Origin of the sequence: Alteromonas sp. D210916BOD_24 (assembly GCF_047159385.1) — a bacterium.
Lineage (GTDB): Bacteria > Pseudomonadota > Gammaproteobacteria > Enterobacterales > Alteromonadaceae > Alteromonas.
Genome location: NZ_AP038333.1, coordinates 2,474,714 through 2,492,678 on the forward strand (window position 1 = coordinate 2,474,714; position 17,965 = coordinate 2,492,678).

The 17,965-nt window shown below is 44.7% G+C and carries 14 protein-coding genes; 12 read left to right on the forward strand and 2 right to left on the reverse strand.

All coding sequences use genetic code 11. The features are described from left to right. Positions 1-108: 108 nt before the first annotated feature. The 11 genes from ACMCM8_RS10810 to ACMCM8_RS10860 all read left to right on the forward strand — a co-directional run bounded on the left by ACMCM8_RS10810 (position 109) and on the right by ACMCM8_RS10860 (position 13,843). On the forward strand, positions 109-1,959 hold the full coding sequence (locus ACMCM8_RS10810; RefSeq protein ID WP_412722634.1) for a DUF885 domain-containing protein: 1,851 nt from the start codon (positions 109-111) through the stop codon (positions 1,957-1,959). Positions 1,960-2,070: 111 nt separating this feature from the next. Next, on the forward strand, positions 2,071-2,628 hold the full coding sequence (locus tag ACMCM8_RS10815) for a sigma-70 family RNA polymerase sigma factor (protein WP_412722635.1): 558 nt from the start codon (positions 2,071-2,073) through the stop codon (positions 2,626-2,628). Further along, positions 2,621-3,325 carry a DUF3379 family protein gene (locus ACMCM8_RS10820; RefSeq protein ID WP_412722636.1) on the forward strand — a complete coding sequence of 235 codons (705 nt, stop codon included), beginning with the start codon at positions 2,621-2,623 and terminating at the stop codon, positions 3,323-3,325. Before ACMCM8_RS10815 ends, ACMCM8_RS10820 begins: the two co-directional genes overlap by 8 nt. A gap of 244 nt (positions 3,326-3,569) precedes the next feature. Further along, entirely contained in the window at positions 3,570-5,528 is a 1,959-nt protein-coding gene (locus ACMCM8_RS10825) for a GGDEF domain-containing protein (protein WP_412722637.1), read from the forward strand. Positions 5,529-5,713: 185 nt separating this feature from the next. After that, the gene (gene putP / locus ACMCM8_RS10830) at positions 5,714-7,219 is read left to right on the forward strand and encodes a sodium/proline symporter PutP (RefSeq protein ID WP_412722638.1); all 1,506 of its coding nucleotides are present in this window, start codon (positions 5,714-5,716) and stop codon (positions 7,217-7,219) included. A gap of 241 nt (positions 7,220-7,460) precedes the next feature. Beyond that, positions 7,461-8,375: a sulfate adenylyltransferase subunit CysD gene (cysD, locus tag ACMCM8_RS10835; protein WP_412722639.1), complete on the forward strand. Its 915-nt coding sequence runs from the start codon at positions 7,461-7,463 to the stop codon at positions 8,373-8,375. Further along, the gene (gene cysC / locus ACMCM8_RS10840; RefSeq protein WP_412722640.1) at positions 8,375-8,971 is read left to right on the forward strand and encodes an adenylyl-sulfate kinase; all 597 of its coding nucleotides are present in this window, start codon (positions 8,375-8,377) and stop codon (positions 8,969-8,971) included. Before cysD ends, cysC begins: the two co-directional genes overlap by 1 nt. Next, on the forward strand, positions 8,971-9,762 hold the full coding sequence (gene cysQ, locus ACMCM8_RS10845) for a 3'(2'),5'-bisphosphate nucleotidase CysQ (RefSeq protein WP_412722641.1): 792 nt from the start codon (positions 8,971-8,973) through the stop codon (positions 9,760-9,762). The genes cysC and cysQ overlap by 1 nt, the downstream gene beginning before the upstream one ends. Position 9,763: 1 nt before the next feature. Continuing rightward, positions 9,764-11,179 (forward strand): sulfate adenylyltransferase subunit CysN, encoded by a 1,416-nt coding sequence (cysN, locus tag ACMCM8_RS10850; RefSeq protein WP_412722642.1) that lies wholly within the window; start codon positions 9,764-9,766, stop codon positions 11,177-11,179. 16 nt (positions 11,180-11,195) lie between these two features. Further along, entirely contained in the window at positions 11,196-12,920 is a 1,725-nt protein-coding gene (locus tag ACMCM8_RS10855; RefSeq protein ID WP_412722643.1) for an SLC13 family permease, read from the forward strand. Positions 12,921-13,138: 218 nt separating this feature from the next. Beyond that, positions 13,139-13,843, forward strand: coding sequence for a YIP1 family protein (locus tag ACMCM8_RS10860; RefSeq protein ID WP_412722644.1), 705 nt, complete (start codon positions 13,139-13,141; stop codon positions 13,841-13,843). A gap of 216 nt (positions 13,844-14,059) precedes the next feature. On the opposite strand, the gene ACMCM8_RS10865 is transcribed toward ACMCM8_RS10860, so the two are convergent. Next, positions 14,060-15,001, reverse strand: a complete 942-nt coding sequence (locus tag ACMCM8_RS10865) for a DUF3025 domain-containing protein (protein ID WP_412722645.1) — start codon at positions 14,999-15,001, stop codon at positions 14,060-14,062. 70 nt (positions 15,002-15,071) lie between these two features. On the opposite strand from ACMCM8_RS10865, the gene ACMCM8_RS10870 reads away from it, so the two are divergent. Then, complete coding sequence (locus ACMCM8_RS10870; RefSeq protein WP_412722646.1) at positions 15,072-16,739, forward strand: M28 family metallopeptidase; 1,668 nt, start codon at positions 15,072-15,074, stop codon at positions 16,737-16,739. A gap of 109 nt (positions 16,740-16,848) precedes the next feature. Here ACMCM8_RS10870 and ACMCM8_RS10875 read toward each other — a convergent pair whose 3' ends face one another. Continuing rightward, the gene (locus tag ACMCM8_RS10875; protein WP_412722647.1) at positions 16,849-17,631 is read right to left on the reverse strand and encodes an RMD1 family protein; all 783 of its coding nucleotides are present in this window, start codon (positions 17,629-17,631) and stop codon (positions 16,849-16,851) included. Positions 17,632-17,965 lie beyond the last annotated feature (334 nt).

Consider the following 17,965-nt stretch of genomic DNA (forward strand, 5'->3'; position numbering starts at 1 on the left):
TAAAACGCAGGATAATTGAAACAGGCTGATTGAACGGGTTATATACCACACGATAACAATAAAAAATTATTGCGACAAATAAACGCAACCAATGTACAGGGAACCTTTATGAAACAGCTCATTACTCGCATTACCCCCATCGCGCTGGCTATCGCCACGCTCTCGGCTTGCTCTCCGGCTAACGAGACACAGACTAACAATGCTCCCACAGAAGCCGCACAACATGCCGGCCAAACTGAGTCTGAAAGGCTCAGTGCTTTTTTTGAGCGCAGTTTTGAAGAAGATTTAAAACGCTCTCCGCTTTTCCAGAGCTATCTGGGTAAAAAATGGGATTATGACAAGTGGGACGATATCAGCGACAAAGCAGCTGACGAAGCAGTCACCATTGCTAAAAATCGATTAGAAACCCTCGAAAGTTTCGACACGTCAAAACTCAATGATCAAGAAAAATTGAGTTTGCGCCTATACAAACTCGGCATTGAGAGAGATCTTGCGAACGATGCATTTCGTCATCACAGGTATATTGTTCATCAATTTCGCGCTGCCCACACGCAAGTTCCCAGCTTCTTAATCAACATTCATAGTGTTAAGAGTAAAGAAGACGCTCAAGCTTACATTGGTCGATTGGACAAGGTAAGCAGCTATTTCGATCAGGTTATCGAGCAAATGGAAATTCGCGAAAAAGTCGGCGTTTTCCCTCCGGCTTGGGCCTATGATCAAATGATAGATGCCTCTCGAAATGTCATCACCGGTGCGCCATTTGATACCAGCGATACACCATCGACACTGTGGGAAGATTTCCACAACAAGGTAGCGAAACTGGACATCGATGAAGCAGAAAAAAACACCCTTCTCGGAGAGGCCAAGGCAGCCCTCGTAACGTCGGTAATGCCAGCGTATGAAAAATTCATCGCCGCCCTTGCCCATCAGCGCGATGTCACACCAGAAGGTGACGGCGTGTGGCGTTTACCTGAAGGTGACAAATGGTATCAAAATCGCCTTAACTGGTTCACCACTACAGATTTAACAGCAGACGAAGTCCACCAGATTGGTTTAGAAAATGTTGAACGCATTCACACTGCAATGCGAGGCATTATGGAACAAGTTAGCTTTAAGGGTACCCTCAAAGATTTCTTCGTATTTATGCGAGAAGACGATCAATTCTACTTACCATCGACGGATGAAGGTCGCCAGCAGTACCTAAGTGATGCGACAAAAGCTATCGATGATATGCGAGAAGCGATCCCTGAGTATTTCGGTATTCTTCCCAAAGCCCCTATTGTTGTTAAACGGGTAGAGGCATTTAGAGAGCAATCTGCAGGTAAGGCATTTTATCAAAGCCCGGCGCAAGACGGCAGTCGCCCTGGAATTTACTACGCTAACCTTTATGATATGAAAGCCATGCCTACTTATCAGCTTGAAGCACTGGCTTATCACGAGGGCATCCCAGGTCACCATATGCAACGTGCTATTGCTCAGGAGCTAGAAGGCGTACCTCAATTCCAAAAATTCTTAAGCTTCACTGCCTATACTGAAGGCTGGGGTTTGTATACCGAAGAGTTGGCAAAAGATATGGGCTTTTATAAAGACCCCTATTCTGACTTTGGTCGCCTTGCCATGGAATTGTGGCGCGCGTGTCGTCTCGTGGTAGACACAGGCATTCACGCCAAAAAGTGGTCACGAGAAGAAGCGGTAAACTACCTAGTGGAAAATACACCTAATCCTCAATATGACGCGCAAAAAGCGATAGAACGTTACATTGCTATGCCGGGTCAAGCCACTGCGTACATGATTGGCAAAATCAAAATTATGGAACTCAGAGAGAAAGCCATGACGACGCTGGGCGACGATTTTGATTGGAAAGGCTTCCACGACGAAATACTTAAATACGGCCCAGTTCCGCTTTCAATCCTTGAAGAAAATATTAACAACTGGATTGACACACAAAAAGGTGCGTAACACAGTTGAATAAACGCGCTTAACTGCGCAGGCATAATAACGCGTCTCTCGCATAGCGATTGACGCGTTTTTTATGCCATAGTGGAAAAGAGATTATTTTTGGACTTTTTTATGTTTGTGCGAAATAAAACTGATAGCGCTCAGGTCTTATCGGTTATGAAAGCAAAACACCAAAGATATGAAGCGCTGGTAAAAGCGTTTCACGCTGACATATACCGCTATGCATTTTGGCTTGTGAAAGACCGAAGCATTGCTGAGGATATAGTGCAAGAAACCTTCTTACGCGCTTGGCGCTCCCTTGATGCGTTAAATGACGAGAAAGCGGCCAAAGCATGGCTAATTACTATATTGCGCAGAGAAAATGCACGCCGTTTTGAACGCAAACAATTCGACACTGTCGACATCGACGATGTGACTATTCACGATGAAAGCCAGCAAATAGAAGGCGATATAAAGGAACGAGAATTACAACGATTGATAGGAGGATTAAGTGTTGAGTATCGCGAGCCGCTAATTTTACAACTCATCTTTGGATTTAGCGGAGAAGAAATAGCGCAACAATTATCGCTCAATAAAAATACCGTGATGACCCGTTTATTTAGAGCGCGGAATCAACTTAAAGACGCACTGGAAAAGCAATATCAGCAGAGAGGTCGTATAAATGGATGAGTTAGAGTTTAGACGTCGCGTTTACGCCGATCCAGAAACGACTGACAGTGACGTTGTCGAAGCGGCAAAGAATGACGAACGCAAGCGTATTTTCTGGCAAGAGCAAAAACAACTTGATAAGCAGCTTAAGCAGGCGTTAAAAGTAGACGTGCCTGATGATCTGGCAAATAAATTGATTTGGCAGCAATCTGCCGATGAGTTTACACGTCACAAACGCAAACACAGATGGTATTTAGCACTAGCGGCATCACTGGCATTTACCCTAGGCATCAGTGCCACCATGTGGTATCACCAACCGCTGAGTATCGGCGGTCAGGCATTAGCACATGTGCAATACGCGGATAGGGAAAAAGCCCATACACTATTACCTGTTGATCTCAATATGGTTAACGCAAAGCTGGCGAGTTTTGGTGCCAGCTTTAATCAAATGCTCGATGGCGTAGAAGTGGCTAATTACTGTCATTTGAGCACAGTGAGAAGCCTACACCTTATTGTGGAAACCCCTCAGGGAAAGATGTCTGTTTTTATCTTACCGCAACGCAACGATATAGCAGTGCCGCAGGAATTCGCAGACAGCCATTACCACGGTGAAAGTATACAATTCAACCAGGCTAATATTATGATTGTCGGCGACAAGGGTACTGATTTAAGCGCACTGAAAGAGGCAGTAAAAGAACGCATACAATTTGCAGTATGACGTTGCCAGCCAGCAGCCGCAATAACGGCTGCTGGCATTATATTGTCAATTATTACAACCGTAGATTTTAACGCCATAACCCCTCTGGGTAATGCTCCCCACTGCTCTGCACGATATAAGTTAGACCGATATGTTGCACATTTGTGATAAAAACCCCTGTCATTCGCCTTATACTTTAGGCTACTATCCCTCCCGATCATAAAATCAGATTCAGCTGTTCTGCAGTATAGAGGGCACGTTTAAAATGAGCACCAAATTGCGTGTTTTCGGAATAATATGGCTAACGCTGGCCAGTTCACTTGCCTTGCAGGCAAGCGAAGCTCCTACGCCAGTAGTAGGTGTTCAAAAAATCAATACATACAGTCACATAACAGCCACCGCAATTTTTCACTGGAATGCGCCTAGCGAGATATCCAATAACCAAATAAAGGCCATGCTAGCGGCGTCAGGATTCCAAGAAGACGATTCCCGTATTGGGGTGATTTTTAGGCACCTTGTTGCAACCGCGACGGCGAATGATACCGCTGAAGAGAGACTGCCAATTTATGTTAAGCATCCACTGCTTCCCTCTGATTGGGCTGAGCTAAAAAAACGCAACCTAAGCTTATATGCAGCGGCAAAAGCCTATTACCTGTTTGCGCGGGGCTCAAATGAATTTGAAGGCTCTCACGATAGATTGGTGGTAACGGTTCCAGACCTACACGCACTTAAAACAGAATTACTTGCCAGCGGTGATCATCAGGCTACGGCTATCGCCAGTATCTGGTTAGCGATGGAACTCACCGTAGGCAGCCCTATTCTGGCCATTGATGAAATAGAATACGCACTGCCTTTTTTACCCAAACGAAGCAATATCAGAACAATGGAAAACTACTTATCTGACATCATCGCTCACGATTGGTTAAGAAAGGCATATTTAGAGCTCTCCGTGCCGAGTAAGGCATACGAGCACGCCATGAAAATGTTAGCGCTTCAAGAAGACGTCGATATCACAACAACCTGGGCGTATTTTACTGCAGTAGACGCGCTGTTATATCAAAGTAAGTTTGAAGAAGCGTTAGCACTTTCAGAGACGGCGGTAGAGGTTGTATCGACGCGTCACTCCGCCCATGAAATGTATCTGACGCTCATGCAACGCATACGTATTTATGCGCTTCAACGTCCTTTACACTATCGACAGGCGGTAGAAGACATTTATCAACAAATACAGGCGCTCACTTTGCCCGAGGATGAACGCCGAACCCGAGAAATGACGTCGTATACACAGGCGCTCTATCACGCGGTCAATAATAATGAAACAGCCTTTGAGCACGCAGTTGCACAATATATAGACGCAGTAGAAGTCAAGTTAGTAGAGTCCGGATTTAAAAAGGACATACTTCTGCGTAGGGAGAGAGAACTGTCGCGACTCTATGACATTATAGGTGATCAGCACCAAGCCTTTTTGCATTACAAACAGTATGAACAGATCCGGATAGAAAAAAATGCTGAGCAATTCGCGTTAGCAAAACAAATAACCTCTCATAGAATCGCAAAAGACATTGCTTTGTCTCAATATCGCCAAAAAGAGCTTGTCGAACTGCGAGATGCCAAGCGCGGCCTTTCAAACGACAAAGATAACTTGAAGTCCACCATACTGGCGTTAATATCCTTGATTTTCGCTCTTGTTGCTATCTGGCTATGGCTGGCCAAACGACAAAGTGACTCGCTGGCAGAATTTGACTCACTCACAGGGGCATTAACCCGCCGCGCAATGATGAAGCGTTTAAAAAATGCCCTGAAAAAAGACCGAGCTTCTTGTGTAGCAATGATAGATATTGACCATTTTAAAAATATAAATGATCGATTCGGCCACCTGGTGGGAGATGAAGTACTGGTGACTTTCAGTGAAATTATTCGCAATCGTATTCGCAAATCTGACAAACTGTGTCGATATGGCGGTGAAGAGTTTCTCGTTTATTTTACTGATTCAACTGAACGTGAAGTCAAAATTATCCTAGACGAATTAAATCACACCCTTGCTTCACAACGCCTTTGGCGTCATACCGATGAGAGATTTACCGTGTCTTTTTCATCAGGTGTATTGAAAGTCAACGGCGGAAGTAACTTGGATTCAATCATCAGCGCTTGCGATACGCTTCTTTACAACGCTAAAAAGAAAGGCCGTTCCAGGGTAGAAACTGGCAGTTTGTCGCCTTGTTAGGAAACCTTTGTTTTGCTTTTTTTCAGTGTATTTTCCGCCCAGAATTATTAGACACAACGTCACTTCACATTGCCGCAAAACTTTTTTTACACAATATCGTATAGAAAGTATGCAAGGTCGATGACAGACATAGAGTGTCTACGTCATAGGTGTTAGCATGAAACAAAAAAACATAGGGAATATATATGGCTACAGGCACGATAATCTCGTTGGGTTTGTATTTTGCGGTAATGTTAGGCATAGGCTTATTCGCATACCGGCAAACTGATACCAACGTGGAAGGCTACATGCTCGGCGGCCGTCAACTGGGTCCCGCTGTAACGGCATTGTCAGCTGGTGCGTCGGATATGAGCGGTTGGATGCTAATGGGTTTACCTGGCGCAATGTATGTTTCAGGTTTATCCGCAGGTTGGATTGCTGTTGGCTTGACGTTGGGAGCGCTGGCCAATTACATGCTGGTTGCGCCAAGGCTACGCGTATTCACAGAAGTCGCCAATAATTCAATTACCCTACCTGATTATTTTGAAAACCGCTTTGCGGATAACTCTCGCTTACTGCGAGTGATCGCCTCAGTCGTAATCGTTATCTTCTTTACGCTTTATACCTCTTCCGGTGTGGTAGCTGGCGGTAAGCTTTTTGAAACCTCTTTTGGTCTTTCTTATGAAATGGGGTTGTACGTTACCGCTGGGGTCGTTGTGGCTTATACATTAGTCGGCGGCTTTATGGCGGTCAGTATGACCGACTTTGTGCAAGGCTGTATTATGTTTATCTCGCTGGTAATGGTACCTACTGTTGTTGTCAGTGAGTTAGGTGGGATAGGTGCTTCCATTGACGCACTTGAAAATATTAATCCCGCTTTATTCGATGCGTTTATGGACGCATCGACCAATCAAACCCTTACCATTATTGGCATTATCTCTCTCATGTCGTGGGGATTAGGCTACTTTGGTCAACCTCACATTATCGTGCGTTTTATGGCTATCCGCTCAGTAAAAGATATTCCAACTGCCCGTAATATTGGTATGAGTTGGATGATTGTATCGATTATCGGCGCATTGATGACTGGCTTATTTGGCTTGGCCTATGTGACAGGAAACGACAATCAGATCGATCCCGAAACTGTATTCATTTACCTTTCTCAGATACTCTTTCACCCACTGGTGGGCGGCTTTTTACTCGCGGCTATTCTGGCCGCTATCATGAGTACAATTTCATCTCAGCTCTTGGTGACATCAAGCTCCCTTACCAGCGACTTTTATCAGGCTTTCATTCGCCGAGATGCATCTGACACTGAGCTGGTGATTGCTGGTCGCGTCAGTGTGGTAGTAGTCGCTTTGGTGGCAATCTATTTAGCCTACGACAGAGACAGTACCATTTTGACATTGGTCAGTAATGCCTGGGCTGGATTTGGTGCGGCATTTGGCCCCCTCGTGTTGTTTAGCTTATTTAAGCGAGAGATGACACGTCGCGCCGCGTTAGGTGGTATGGTGGTTGGCGCAGTAACAGTATTATTGTGGATATACCTGCCAGTTGAAATCGGTGGTCAAAAGCTGAGCGACTGGATGTACGAAATTGTGCCTGGTTTTATTCTATCTAGCTTAACCATAATGATTTTAAGTAAGTCAGGCGCCCCTCGAGAAGGTGTAAGAGAAACCTTCGATGCCTTTCAAGCTAAACTAAACGAGCGCTAACACCGCATTCGCGTTCTCACAAAAAGTCCAGGCAAGGTAAAATAACCTGTCTGGGCTTTTTTGTGGCGAGTTATCCCCTTCCTCTGCTGACTTTTGTGTCACTTTTATTGCTTGGAATAAGTTCGCTATTTTAAATAGCAAAATCGCATACTACTTTTGAAATTAAATGTGTTATCGTTCTATGCAGAAAAATAACCCACATATAACTTTTTTGTATATGAAATAAATTTCGGACTTCACTATGACTGCTAGTATCCCGTCAATAACGCATCTAAAACAACTCGAAGCCGAGAGTATCCACATTTTCCGTGAAGTTGCTGCCGAGTTTGAAAACCCGGTAATGCTGTACTCTGTAGGAAAGGACTCTTCTGTATTGCTTCACTTAGCGCGCAAAGCATTTGCGCCAGGTAAAATTCCCTTCCCGCTTTTGCACGTCGACACCACGTGGAAATTTGGTGAAATGATCAAATTCCGTGATGAGCAAGCCAAAAAGCATGGCTTTGACTTACTGGTACACATTAATGAAGAAGGTGTAGATGCTGGTGTTGGCCCATTTAGCCATGGCTCAGCGAAACACACTGATATCATGAAAACTCAAGCGCTCAAGCAAGCACTAAATAAATATAAATTTGATGCCGCTTTCGGTGGCGCGCGCCGTGACGAAGAAAAATCTCGAGCAAAAGAGCGCGTGTATTCTTTCCGCGATAGCAACCATCGCTGGGACCCCAAAAATCAGCGCCCAGAACTGTGGAATATCTATAACTCGCAAATCAACAAAGGCGAGAGTATCCGCGTATTCCCCATGTCGAACTGGACTGAGCTTGATATCTGGCAATATATTTATTTAGAAAACATCGATATTCCTCAGCTTTATCTGTCCAAACCGCGCCCTGTGGTTGAGCGTGACGGTATACTTATCATGGTGGATGATGATCGCATGCCGCTTAAAGAAGGCGAGGTACCAGAAATGCGTTCTGTACGCTTCCGCACACTTGGCTGCTATCCATTAACTGGTGCGGTGGAATCAGAAGCGGCGACATTACCTGAAGTTATCCAGGAAATGCTTCTGACCAAGACGTCTGAACGACAAGGCCGCGTGATTGATCACGACAGTGCGGGTTCGATGGAGAAGAAGAAAATGGAAGGATACTTCTAATGGCCACCGACAACGTTGTTTGGCACAAGCACGAGGTAAACAAATCCACCCGTTCCACAAAGTTAAATCAACGCCCTCGGGTATTTTGGTTAACCGGTCTTAGTGGTTCTGGTAAATCGACCCTGGCCAATTTGCTTGAAAAAAAACTGCATGAGCAAAACAAGCATACCTATTTACTCGATGGCGATAATATTCGTCATGGGCTTTGCGGCGATTTGGGCTTCAGCGACAAAGACCGCGTTGAAAATATTCGTCGAATTAGTGAAGTTGCGAAGCTTTTTGTAGATGCAGGAACCATTGTTCTCACGGCTTTTATCTCCCCCTTTAAAGCGGACCGGGATTACTGCCGCAATTTGCTAGAAGCGGGCGAATTTGTCGAAGTCTTTATCGATACCCCTCTTGAGGTGTGCGAAAAGCGCGATCCTAAAGGGCTATACAAAAAGGCGCGAAGTGGTGAGATCAAAGATTTCACTGGCATAGACTCAGCCTATGAAGCCCCGAGTGCACCAGAAATACACTTAACCTATCAGGATGAACCCGCAGAGCAAACAGCAGAGCGCTTGTATGCACTGCTTCAAGAAAAGGGACTGGTGTAATGACACTACCTATTAATTCATTAGCACAAAATGTGCTTCGTATCGCCAAAGCAGCGGGCGATAAAATTATGGCGATCTACGAGAAAGACTTCGCCATTTATGAAAAACAAGATACCAGCCCACTCACCGAAGCTGACCTTGCTGCCCACAATGTCATTGTAAAGGCGCTTGAAGCAGAGTCAGACCTGCCAATTTTGTCTGAGGAGTCTGCCGATATTGCCTGGGAAGAGCGCAAATCCTGGCAGGCGTACTGGCTGGTCGACCCTCTCGATGGCACCAAAGAGTTCATCAAGAAAAATGGCGAATTTACGGTAAATATTGCGCTAATTGAAAACGGTCAACCTACCATGGGCGTAGTGTATGCTCCTGCCCTAAATAAAAGCTATGTAGGTATAGTAGGCGAAGGTGCCTGGACAGAAGTCGATGGTGAGTTTACCGCCATCTCAGCGCGCAAGCACAGTGGTAATGAAGTGTGGAAAGTGGTGGGCAGCCGCTCACACCAAAGCCCAGAAATTCAAAACCTGCTTGCACAACTTAAAGGCGATACTGAATTAGTCGCAATGGGAAGTTCACTTAAATTGTGTTTAGTGGCCGAAGGTGAAGCTCACCTTTACCCTCGATTGGGCCCCACTTCAGAGTGGGATACTGGCGCTGCGCATGCTGTAGCACTGGCTGCAGGTGCAAAAGTGACAGTTCTAGACCCTGATAATCCTCTTGATAATAACGCTGATGCTCTTACTTACAACCAAAAAGAGTCTGTGTTAAACCCCTTTTTCCTTGTGAGCGCTTAACATGAATAACGAAAACGAATTATTGAGACAGGACATTCTGTCTTACCTAGAACAACACGAAAAGAAAGACATGCTGCGTTTCCTTACCTGTGGCAGTGTGGATGACGGTAAAAGTACGCTAATTGGTCGTTTGCTTCATGATTCGAAAATGATTTATGAAGATCAGCTTGCCGCCATCACCAAAGACAGTAAAAAAATGGGCACCACCGGCGAAAAAGTCGACCTGGCTTTGCTCGTCGATGGTCTTCAATCTGAGCGTGAGCAAGGGATCACCATTGATGTCGCATACCGTTACTTTTCTACCGATAAGCGCAAATTCATTATTGCCGACACCCCAGGACATGAACAATACACCCGTAATATGGTAACAGGCGCTTCAACCTGTGATCTTGCGATTATTTTGGTCGACGCCCGTGGTGGAGTGAAAGTACAAACCAAGCGCCATTCGTTCCTTGTTTCGCTATTGGGTATCAAGCACGTTATCGTCGCGATCAACAAAATGGATTTAATGGACTATTCAGAAAGTGTTTACCGGCAAATTCAACAAGACTATCTGAAATTTGCTGAACAATTAGACATTCCTGACATACAGTTTGTACCCATTTCTGCCCTTGAAGGGGACAATGTGGTTGGTAAAAGCGAGAAAACGCCATGGTTTGACGGCGTGCCATTGATGGAAATGCTGGAGAATATTGAAATTGGTGAAGACGACAATCACGAAGATTTTCGCTTCCCCGTCCAATATGTTAACCGCCCTAACCTCGATTTCCGCGGGTTTGCCGGTACCGTAGTTTCAGGCCAAATTGCCCCTGGGGATGAAATTACTGCTTTGCCGTCGGGTAAAAAGTCAAAAGTGAAGCAAATTGTCACGTTCGAAGGTGAGCTAGAGCGTGCGTATGTACCACAAGCGGTAACGTTAACCTTAGAAGATGAAATCGATATTTCCCGTGGCGATATGATTGTCAAATCGGATAACCTTCCTTTGTTGTCGACACAGTTTAAAACACACTTAGTGTGGATGTCTGAAGAACCATTGATGCCAAACAAACAGTACCTGTTCAAGTTTGCCACCAAGTCGACGCCTGGGGTGGTTGCTCACATTGATAACCAAATTGATGTGAACACTCTAGAAGAGACCGATGCCATGCACTTGAATCTCAACGAAATTGGTGTGGTAGATGTGAAATTTACCCAACCAGTAGCATGCGACCCCTACAAGCGCAATCGACCAACGGGTTCGTTTATCGTCATCGACCGATTGACTAATGGTACTGTTGGCGCGGGTATGATCATTGATGAGATAGCTAGCGACGCGCAGCATTCAACGCCAAATTTCTCAGAGTTTGAGCTTGAATTTAACGCACTGGTACGCAAGCACTTCCCCCACTGGAACGCAGTGGACATCAGTAAATTATAAGTAGGACTGGACTTATATGGATGTGACCCAGTTCATCGTACTGGCAGTATTTGTCGGTACGATATGTGCGCTGATCTTTACCAATCAGCGCCCTTCCACCGTGTTTTCGGGCGCGGTGTTAGCCTTACTGGTTACTCAGCAAATATCGCTAGATGATATTCTGCACAATTTAACCAACAAGGGGTTAATCACCCTTGTTTTGCTGCTTTTGGTGAGCAGTGCCATCGACAAAACTGCGTTGATAAAACGACTTGGGCGAAAGTTAGTAAACGCCAACTTTGCTCAATCCTATTGGCGTCTTTTTTCATTGACCTTTGTGTCATCTGCGCTGTTAAACAACACTGCCATTGTGGCCAGTTTAATTGGCCCGATTAAACAGAACCAATATCATAGCGCATCGCGGTTATTGATCCCCCTCTCCTACGCCGCTATTTTAGGGGGAACCGTCACCCTTATTGGCACATCCACTAACCTGATTGTGGACAGTTTTTTACAAGAACACGGTCACCCAGGTTTTAACTTCTTCGATTTCACCCTTTATGGTGCCGTTGCAGGTATTAGCTGTGGTGTATTGATGTTTTTGTTGTTACCGCTGTTACCTCATATTGGCAGCAAGAATAACAACTACCGCGAATACATGGTTGAAGCGGAAGTGGAGCCAGGCTCTGAACTTATCGGCAAAACTGTCGAGCAAAATCACTTGCGTAATTTACCTGAATTATTTTTAGTGGAAGTGGTACGCAAAGGAAATTTGATTTCACCTGTGGGGCCTGATCTGGTCATTTTGGAAAACGATAAACTCATTTTTTCCGGTAACGTACAGAAGCTGGACAACCTCAGCCATATAAAAGGCCTGAGTATGTTTGCTGAAATTGACGGCGTATTGCGGGAAAGCCTCACTGAAGTGGTGATTTCTAACAGAGCACAAATTATCGGCCAGACAATCAAAAACTTAGGTTTCAGGGCGTTATTTGACGCTGCAGTAGTGGCTATTCGCCGGGACGGGGAGCAGTTATCAGGTAAACTGGGAGAGATAAAATTACAAGCGGGTGATTTTCTGCTACTTGCGACTGGTCCTGATTTCGTTACTCGACAAAACCTCAGTAAAAACTTTTTTATTTTGTCTGAGCAGAAAATTACGCGCCCACTGACCAATCGACAAGAATGGATAACGCTGGGTGGCTTTCTAACTACCGTGCTGCTAGCTGCGGCCGACATAATATCTTTGGCAATTGGCCTGCTTTTTCTTGCCGCGGTGTTAATCGGTGTGCGCGTTACCTCAAATGGCGAGATGAAGCGCAATCTGCCACTGAATCTTATAGTGGTCATTGTGGGTGCATTAAGCTTAGCAACGGCTCTTGAAAACTCGGGGGTGATAAACGTCACTACTCATGTTTTGATGCCATGGCTTTCCGGAACTGACTGGTTTGTGGCGTTAGTAGTGATTTACTTACTTACCTTAATCCTTACTGAATTCGTCACAAACAATGCAGCAGCCGCATTGATGTTCCCATTTGCCTATGGACTGGTACAAATTGTTGGGGCGCCGTTAATGCCCTTTGCATTAGCGGTTGCCTTTGCTGCTAGTGCCAGCTTTATTTCGCCCTTCGGTTACCAAACCAATCTACTGGTTTACAACGCCGCGAACTATCGTTTTGCTCATTTTATTAAGGTAGGTCTGCCGATCTCGGTTATGTATAGCACCATCGTATTGAGTTTGCTCAATATCACCTATCTATAGCAGAGTCTGCGTTTTATTCCCGTAAACAAAAGGAAGCATTGCTTCCTTTTGTTTCAACTTGATACAAATTACTTACACAGATTTTTACAAAAAAAATGCTGGATCAATAAGTTGTGCTGTACATCAGTTTTCCCCATCAGTAACCTACTAATGCTTGTTGATTTTTGGTGTACAGCAAAGCCAACAGGCCCTAAATAATCCGAAATAAGGAGCATTGGATGCACACTGTATCAAACCCATTTCAAGCTTGTAACGACATCTTTTTTAAACCTAATGGCGTTTTTCGCGCTGTGGGCGAAAACAATAATTGGAGTTGGATGCCTTTCTTCTTGGTGATGGGTATTACCCTCGCTTCCCAGTACCTCTATGTAAGCTTTGTAGATATTGAGTGGCTTGCTAACATGAATATTGCTGCGCAAGGCGATATGAGCCCAGCAGAAGAAGATCAAATGAGAGCCTTCTTCCAGCGCGATACCTTGATGTGGTCTCAGCTTATTGGTGCGTTCTTTGTGCTGATAATCGTCAATGCTATCTACGCGGTGTATTTAAACCTTGCGACTCGTTCTGACGATAGCCACGTATTTGGCTTTACCGATTGGTATGGCTTTTCATGGTGGCTATCAATGCCTTATGTGATCACGGGCTTAATTGGTGTCGCCTTACTCCTGTTTTGGGGTGATCATCAGGTAACACCCGCAATTCTGGCGCCTACCTCATTGAGCTTCTTATTAAGTATACCCATCGATTCACCCTGGTTTGCCTTTACCCAAGCTATTCGTCTGGAATTATTTTGGGGCATTTATCTGGCAATGGTAGGCATTTCACAGTGGACGTCATTTTCACGACAAAAAGCGGCACTTATCGCCATTGCCCCTTATGCCATTATTTATACCATCTGGTTAATTGCCCTTACGGTGTTCTAGAGCCTGTTGATCTTTGCTGTTCAAGTTTTGATCTACACGGAAGCCTTCTTATCGCAAAATAGGCCTGCAGGCCCAATGCTCAAAAAGCTGAACTAAATTGAAATGGCTCTTATAAACGCAGAACAATAAGTAAGAGGCGCTAACGACAAACATAAAAAGCGAGGTCGATTCGACCTCGCGAATAAGTAAATTACTTCTTCATTTAACGCTAATGCCCTACCACAAGGGTAACTGAACGGTTGGCTTACTATCTGGTCTCAACGGCCTGAAATAGTCTTGATTCTGGTAAAACGCATGACTTTGTACTTCGTACCAACCAGGTATTCCAAGAAGCGGAACAGGCTTTAAAAGCGGTGCTGCATTAAAATGATCGAGTGCTTTTATTCGCTCAACGATTGCATCATCTAATAGCTTTCTCTGTTGCCACGGGTCACGCCTGTGAAAACCAACCGGCACGGTTACCGCTAGCCACTTACCGGTTAACCCAATAAAAGGCGATAACATCATTTCCAGATTGGCGTGCCCAAAAATAAAGGGAGTAACCGTTTGCCACCATCTTTCTCGCTGCACCACAAAAACCTCTTCCCATTGATGGTCTGCAAGTTGTGATAAAAACTGTGCAAGTGGATGTTTTTGACAGGTCTTGAAAGAACGGCTCTTATCAACACCAGCGTCGTTTATTTCTCTTGGTGCTTGCGGTATTTCAGTTTGCTCGTCTCTTGCTACTTCAACGGCAATAATGACACCACATTCATCAAAATGGGTGATGCGGTTGCGTCTGGGCGTACGTGGCGTAACCCCGTACTGTCGAATATCTTCAACATGCAGTTCATTTAGCAACTTTTTAGTTTTTGGAAACTGTAGCCAAATCAGAGCATTAAATAAGTCATGCCAACTCCCCTCTCTGGTAGGAACGACATTTTCTTCACTGATGATGGTTTCGTAATAACGGTTTTCATCATCGCTAAAGGTACTTTGCCCTTTAAATATTGGTCCGTTCCAGTTGTGATGGAAGCGCGCTACCACGTCGTTAAGGTCATGCTCAGTAGGAAATGCCTTGCTATCAAGCAACCCCGTTTCTTCTAATATCGACACTACCGGAGGACTAGCGTGGCGCAATAACGTGGGTTTACAAAAAGGGATTGTGTCAGATTGCATAACAACTATTGGTTCGCTTTAGGGTTTTCTCTATACTGGACGCTTATTGTAGAGCAAACAGAGACTAACAATGAAAAAAATGTTTTTGCCATTGCTTGTACCTACCCTTCTTGGTGTAAGTGCATGCTCGCCTTCTAACGACACCGCTATTCAAACTCAAGATAAAAAGACAACAGCTACGTCAGCGTCTATTTTTGACACGGTTTACAACGGAATTTCTGATGAAGATATCCGCGTTCCCCTTAAGGTACTTGCCTCCGATGAATTCGAAGGACGTCTCCCCACGACCGAAGGTGAAAAGAAGACCATCGAATACTTGGTAAGCGAGTTTTCCAAAGCGGGTTTGCAACCTGGAAATGGTGATAGCTACTTACAAAAAGTTGCGCTAATGGAGATTACCGCAGCGCCAGATATGACCATGACTATCGGCGAAAATAGCTTTAAATATAAAGAAGACATGGTGGCCTCTTCAAAAAGAGAAACGGAAACGGTATCCCTACAGAATTCTGAGCTTGTCTTTGTAGGCTACGGCGTCAATGCACCTGAATACGATTGGAACGACTATGAAGGCCTGGATGTCACGGGCAAAACGGTCGTTATTCTAATCAACGACCCGGGGTTTGAAAACCCAGACAGCGGTAAGTTTCAAGGCACGACCATGACTTACTACGGTCGTTGGAGCTACAAATATGAAGAAGCAAGCCGCCAAGGTGCCACTGGTGCCATTATTGTTCACGAAACAGCACCTGCCTCTTACGGCTGGTCAGTAGTAGCAAACAGCTGGAGCGGACCGCAATACGGTTTGGTCAGTAAAGATCAGGGCCAAAGCCGCGTTGCCGTTGAAGGCTGGCTCACCCTTGACGCCGCAAAAAAGGTATTTAGTGATGCAGGGCTTAATTTCGAAGAAGAAAAAGCGCTAGCCATGAAGGGCCCATACAACAAAGCGATGGGCATTGAAGCCTCGGTAACGGTTAACAATACCTTTAAAAAGTCAGAAAGTAATAATGTTATAGCCACTTTGCCGGGTAGTGAACTGCCTGATGAGCACATTGTTTACACCGCCCACTGGGATCACTTAGGTAAAGATGAGAGTAAAGAAGGCGATCAGATATACAACGGTGCGCATGATAACGCCACGGGTACTGCAGCAATATTGGCCATGGCTAAAGCCTATGCACAACTTGCCCCAGCACCAAAACGCTCGGTCTCATTCCTTGTCGTAACTGCTGAGGAACAAGGGTTACTTGGAAGTAAGTTCTACGCAAGTAACCCTGTGATCCCGATGGAAAACACGGTGGCAAACATCAATATGGATGCCATGAATGTATTGGGTAAAACCAAAAATGTTGCAGTAGTCGGTATGGGTAAGTCGGAAATGGAAGATTACCTAAAAGCTGCTGCGTCTAAGCAGGGTCGCACACTTACTCAAGAAGACAGACCAGAAGCAGGCTATTACTACCGTTCTGACCATTTCAGCTTCGCCAAGCAAGGCGTACCGGCGCTTTACGCAGAAGGTGGCAATGAGCCTGCCGATGATGAAACAGCAAAATACCGCAAGCGCATGAACGTCATTGTAACGGGCTGCTATCACCAGGTGTGCGATGAATACCGCGAGGACTGGGACTTAAGCGGTATCGTACAAGATACGCAAATGCTATTTGATGTCGGTGTAAAGGTTGCGAATGCCGATGCATGGCCGAAGTGGAATGAAAGCAGCGAATTCCAGCGTAACAACTAGGTTTTTGCTGGTTATTATGTGTATAGCCCTTTGCCGAATATATTAACTGCAAAGGTCACTCTATAAAAAAAGGGTCTCAAAGGAGACCCTTTTTTGTCAAATATCACTATTACATTAATAGTGCTTTTAACTCTTCTGCACCAAATGTGGCAATTTCAAACGCAATTAGAATGATAATGATCCACTCCAAGAAAGATGAATGCTTATGATTAAGATCATCTGCTAACATCTCAAATAGCTCATGAATAACGTCCAGTTTGTTAGAAAGGAGTTCAACCCTCGGCCGGATATCTAAGTAACGGGAGGTAAGCGTATACGCATATTCATACTCTGGGTATTCCCAGAAAAACTCTGGCGTATCAAGTAGCCCATAATGTAAGAAGATATCGCTTTTAGTGCTAAACAAATGGCCGCGAATTTTTGCCAGCGCGGTTCTCCCAAGCATAATTTTCCCTGTCTCTGCTAATGCATTAGGCAAGTAGCCGTATTGAGAAATCGTGTCCTGTGCTTTAGATTCATATTCATCCAGCATAACCGCCTGTGCTAAACCATGGCTGATGGACAATCTCAGTAATTCGTCCTCGCCTGGCAATGCAATCATGTCACGATGAAGCTTCAGCTCATCGCCATTAAACACAAAGCGTAAATGTTCTTGGTGTTTCCCTGTGAGCACAGCGTCGTTCACTTGGAGTCTGTTTAAGAGTGCTAGTTTTTCGTCTTCATCCACGCCCCAAAAGACAATGACACCATACTCGAAAAGCCAAGCTTCGCCGCCCGATACATCTATTTGTACTGCATCGCGGTAACGAGACCCCAAACTTGCCATTAAATCAGATGAAATAGCAAAATCAGGAATAATAAAAGCCGACACGCGGTCGTTAGTAAATTGCATATGCAAAGCCGTTCAGATTAAAATCGTCGGGATTATGCGCTCAATTTTCAATCTGGAATAGGTTTTTTATGCGTTAAAAATACAATGGTCACGACAGATTTTTTTATTTAAAGTCACAATCGTCTTGTTACTGGTATTAACTGTAAGTCGTGTCATCCTTTCTACTTTTTTCACATCAGCGTAGTAACAAAGTACAAATGGAATAAGTATTTCCATTTTCTCATGATAATGTGCTTGCAATTTCCTGTCAGACTGGCACATTCAAAGCACGCGAAAATAATAAAAACAATCCTTCGCTCACTCGTACGCGAGTACCCGACAGAAAAAACTTCAA

Excerpts from the sequence above, each read along its gene's own strand:
- ACMCM8_RS10810 (WP_412722634.1), top strand. The coding sequence starts at position 109 with ATGAAACAGCTCATTACTCGCATTACCCCCATCGCGCTGGCTATCGCC.
- ACMCM8_RS10815 (WP_412722635.1), top strand. The coding sequence starts at position 2,071 with ATGTTTGTGCGAAATAAAACTGATAGCGCTCAGGTCTTATCGGTTATG.
- ACMCM8_RS10820 (WP_412722636.1), top strand. The coding sequence starts at position 2,621 with ATGGATGAGTTAGAGTTTAGACGTCGCGTTTACGCCGATCCAGAAACG.
- ACMCM8_RS10825 (WP_412722637.1), top strand. The coding sequence starts at position 3,570 with ATGAGCACCAAATTGCGTGTTTTCGGAATAATATGGCTAACGCTGGCC.
- putP (WP_412722638.1), top strand. The coding sequence starts at position 5,714 with ATGGCTACAGGCACGATAATCTCGTTGGGTTTGTATTTTGCGGTAATG.
- cysD (WP_412722639.1), top strand. The coding sequence starts at position 7,461 with ATGACTGCTAGTATCCCGTCAATAACGCATCTAAAACAACTCGAAGCC.
- cysC (WP_412722640.1), top strand. The coding sequence starts at position 8,375 with ATGGCCACCGACAACGTTGTTTGGCACAAGCACGAGGTAAACAAATCC.
- cysQ (WP_412722641.1), top strand. The coding sequence starts at position 8,971 with ATGACACTACCTATTAATTCATTAGCACAAAATGTGCTTCGTATCGCC.
- cysN (WP_412722642.1), top strand. The coding sequence starts at position 9,764 with ATGAATAACGAAAACGAATTATTGAGACAGGACATTCTGTCTTACCTA.
- ACMCM8_RS10855 (WP_412722643.1), top strand. The coding sequence starts at position 11,196 with ATGGATGTGACCCAGTTCATCGTACTGGCAGTATTTGTCGGTACGATA.
- ACMCM8_RS10860 (WP_412722644.1), top strand. The coding sequence starts at position 13,139 with ATGCACACTGTATCAAACCCATTTCAAGCTTGTAACGACATCTTTTTT.
- ACMCM8_RS10865 (WP_412722645.1), bottom strand. The coding sequence starts at position 15,001 with ATGCAATCTGACACAATCCCTTTTTGTAAACCCACGTTATTGCGCCAC.
- ACMCM8_RS10870 (WP_412722646.1), top strand. The coding sequence starts at position 15,072 with ATGAAAAAAATGTTTTTGCCATTGCTTGTACCTACCCTTCTTGGTGTA.
- ACMCM8_RS10875 (WP_412722647.1), bottom strand. The coding sequence starts at position 17,631 with ATGCAATTTACTAACGACCGCGTGTCGGCTTTTATTATTCCTGATTTT.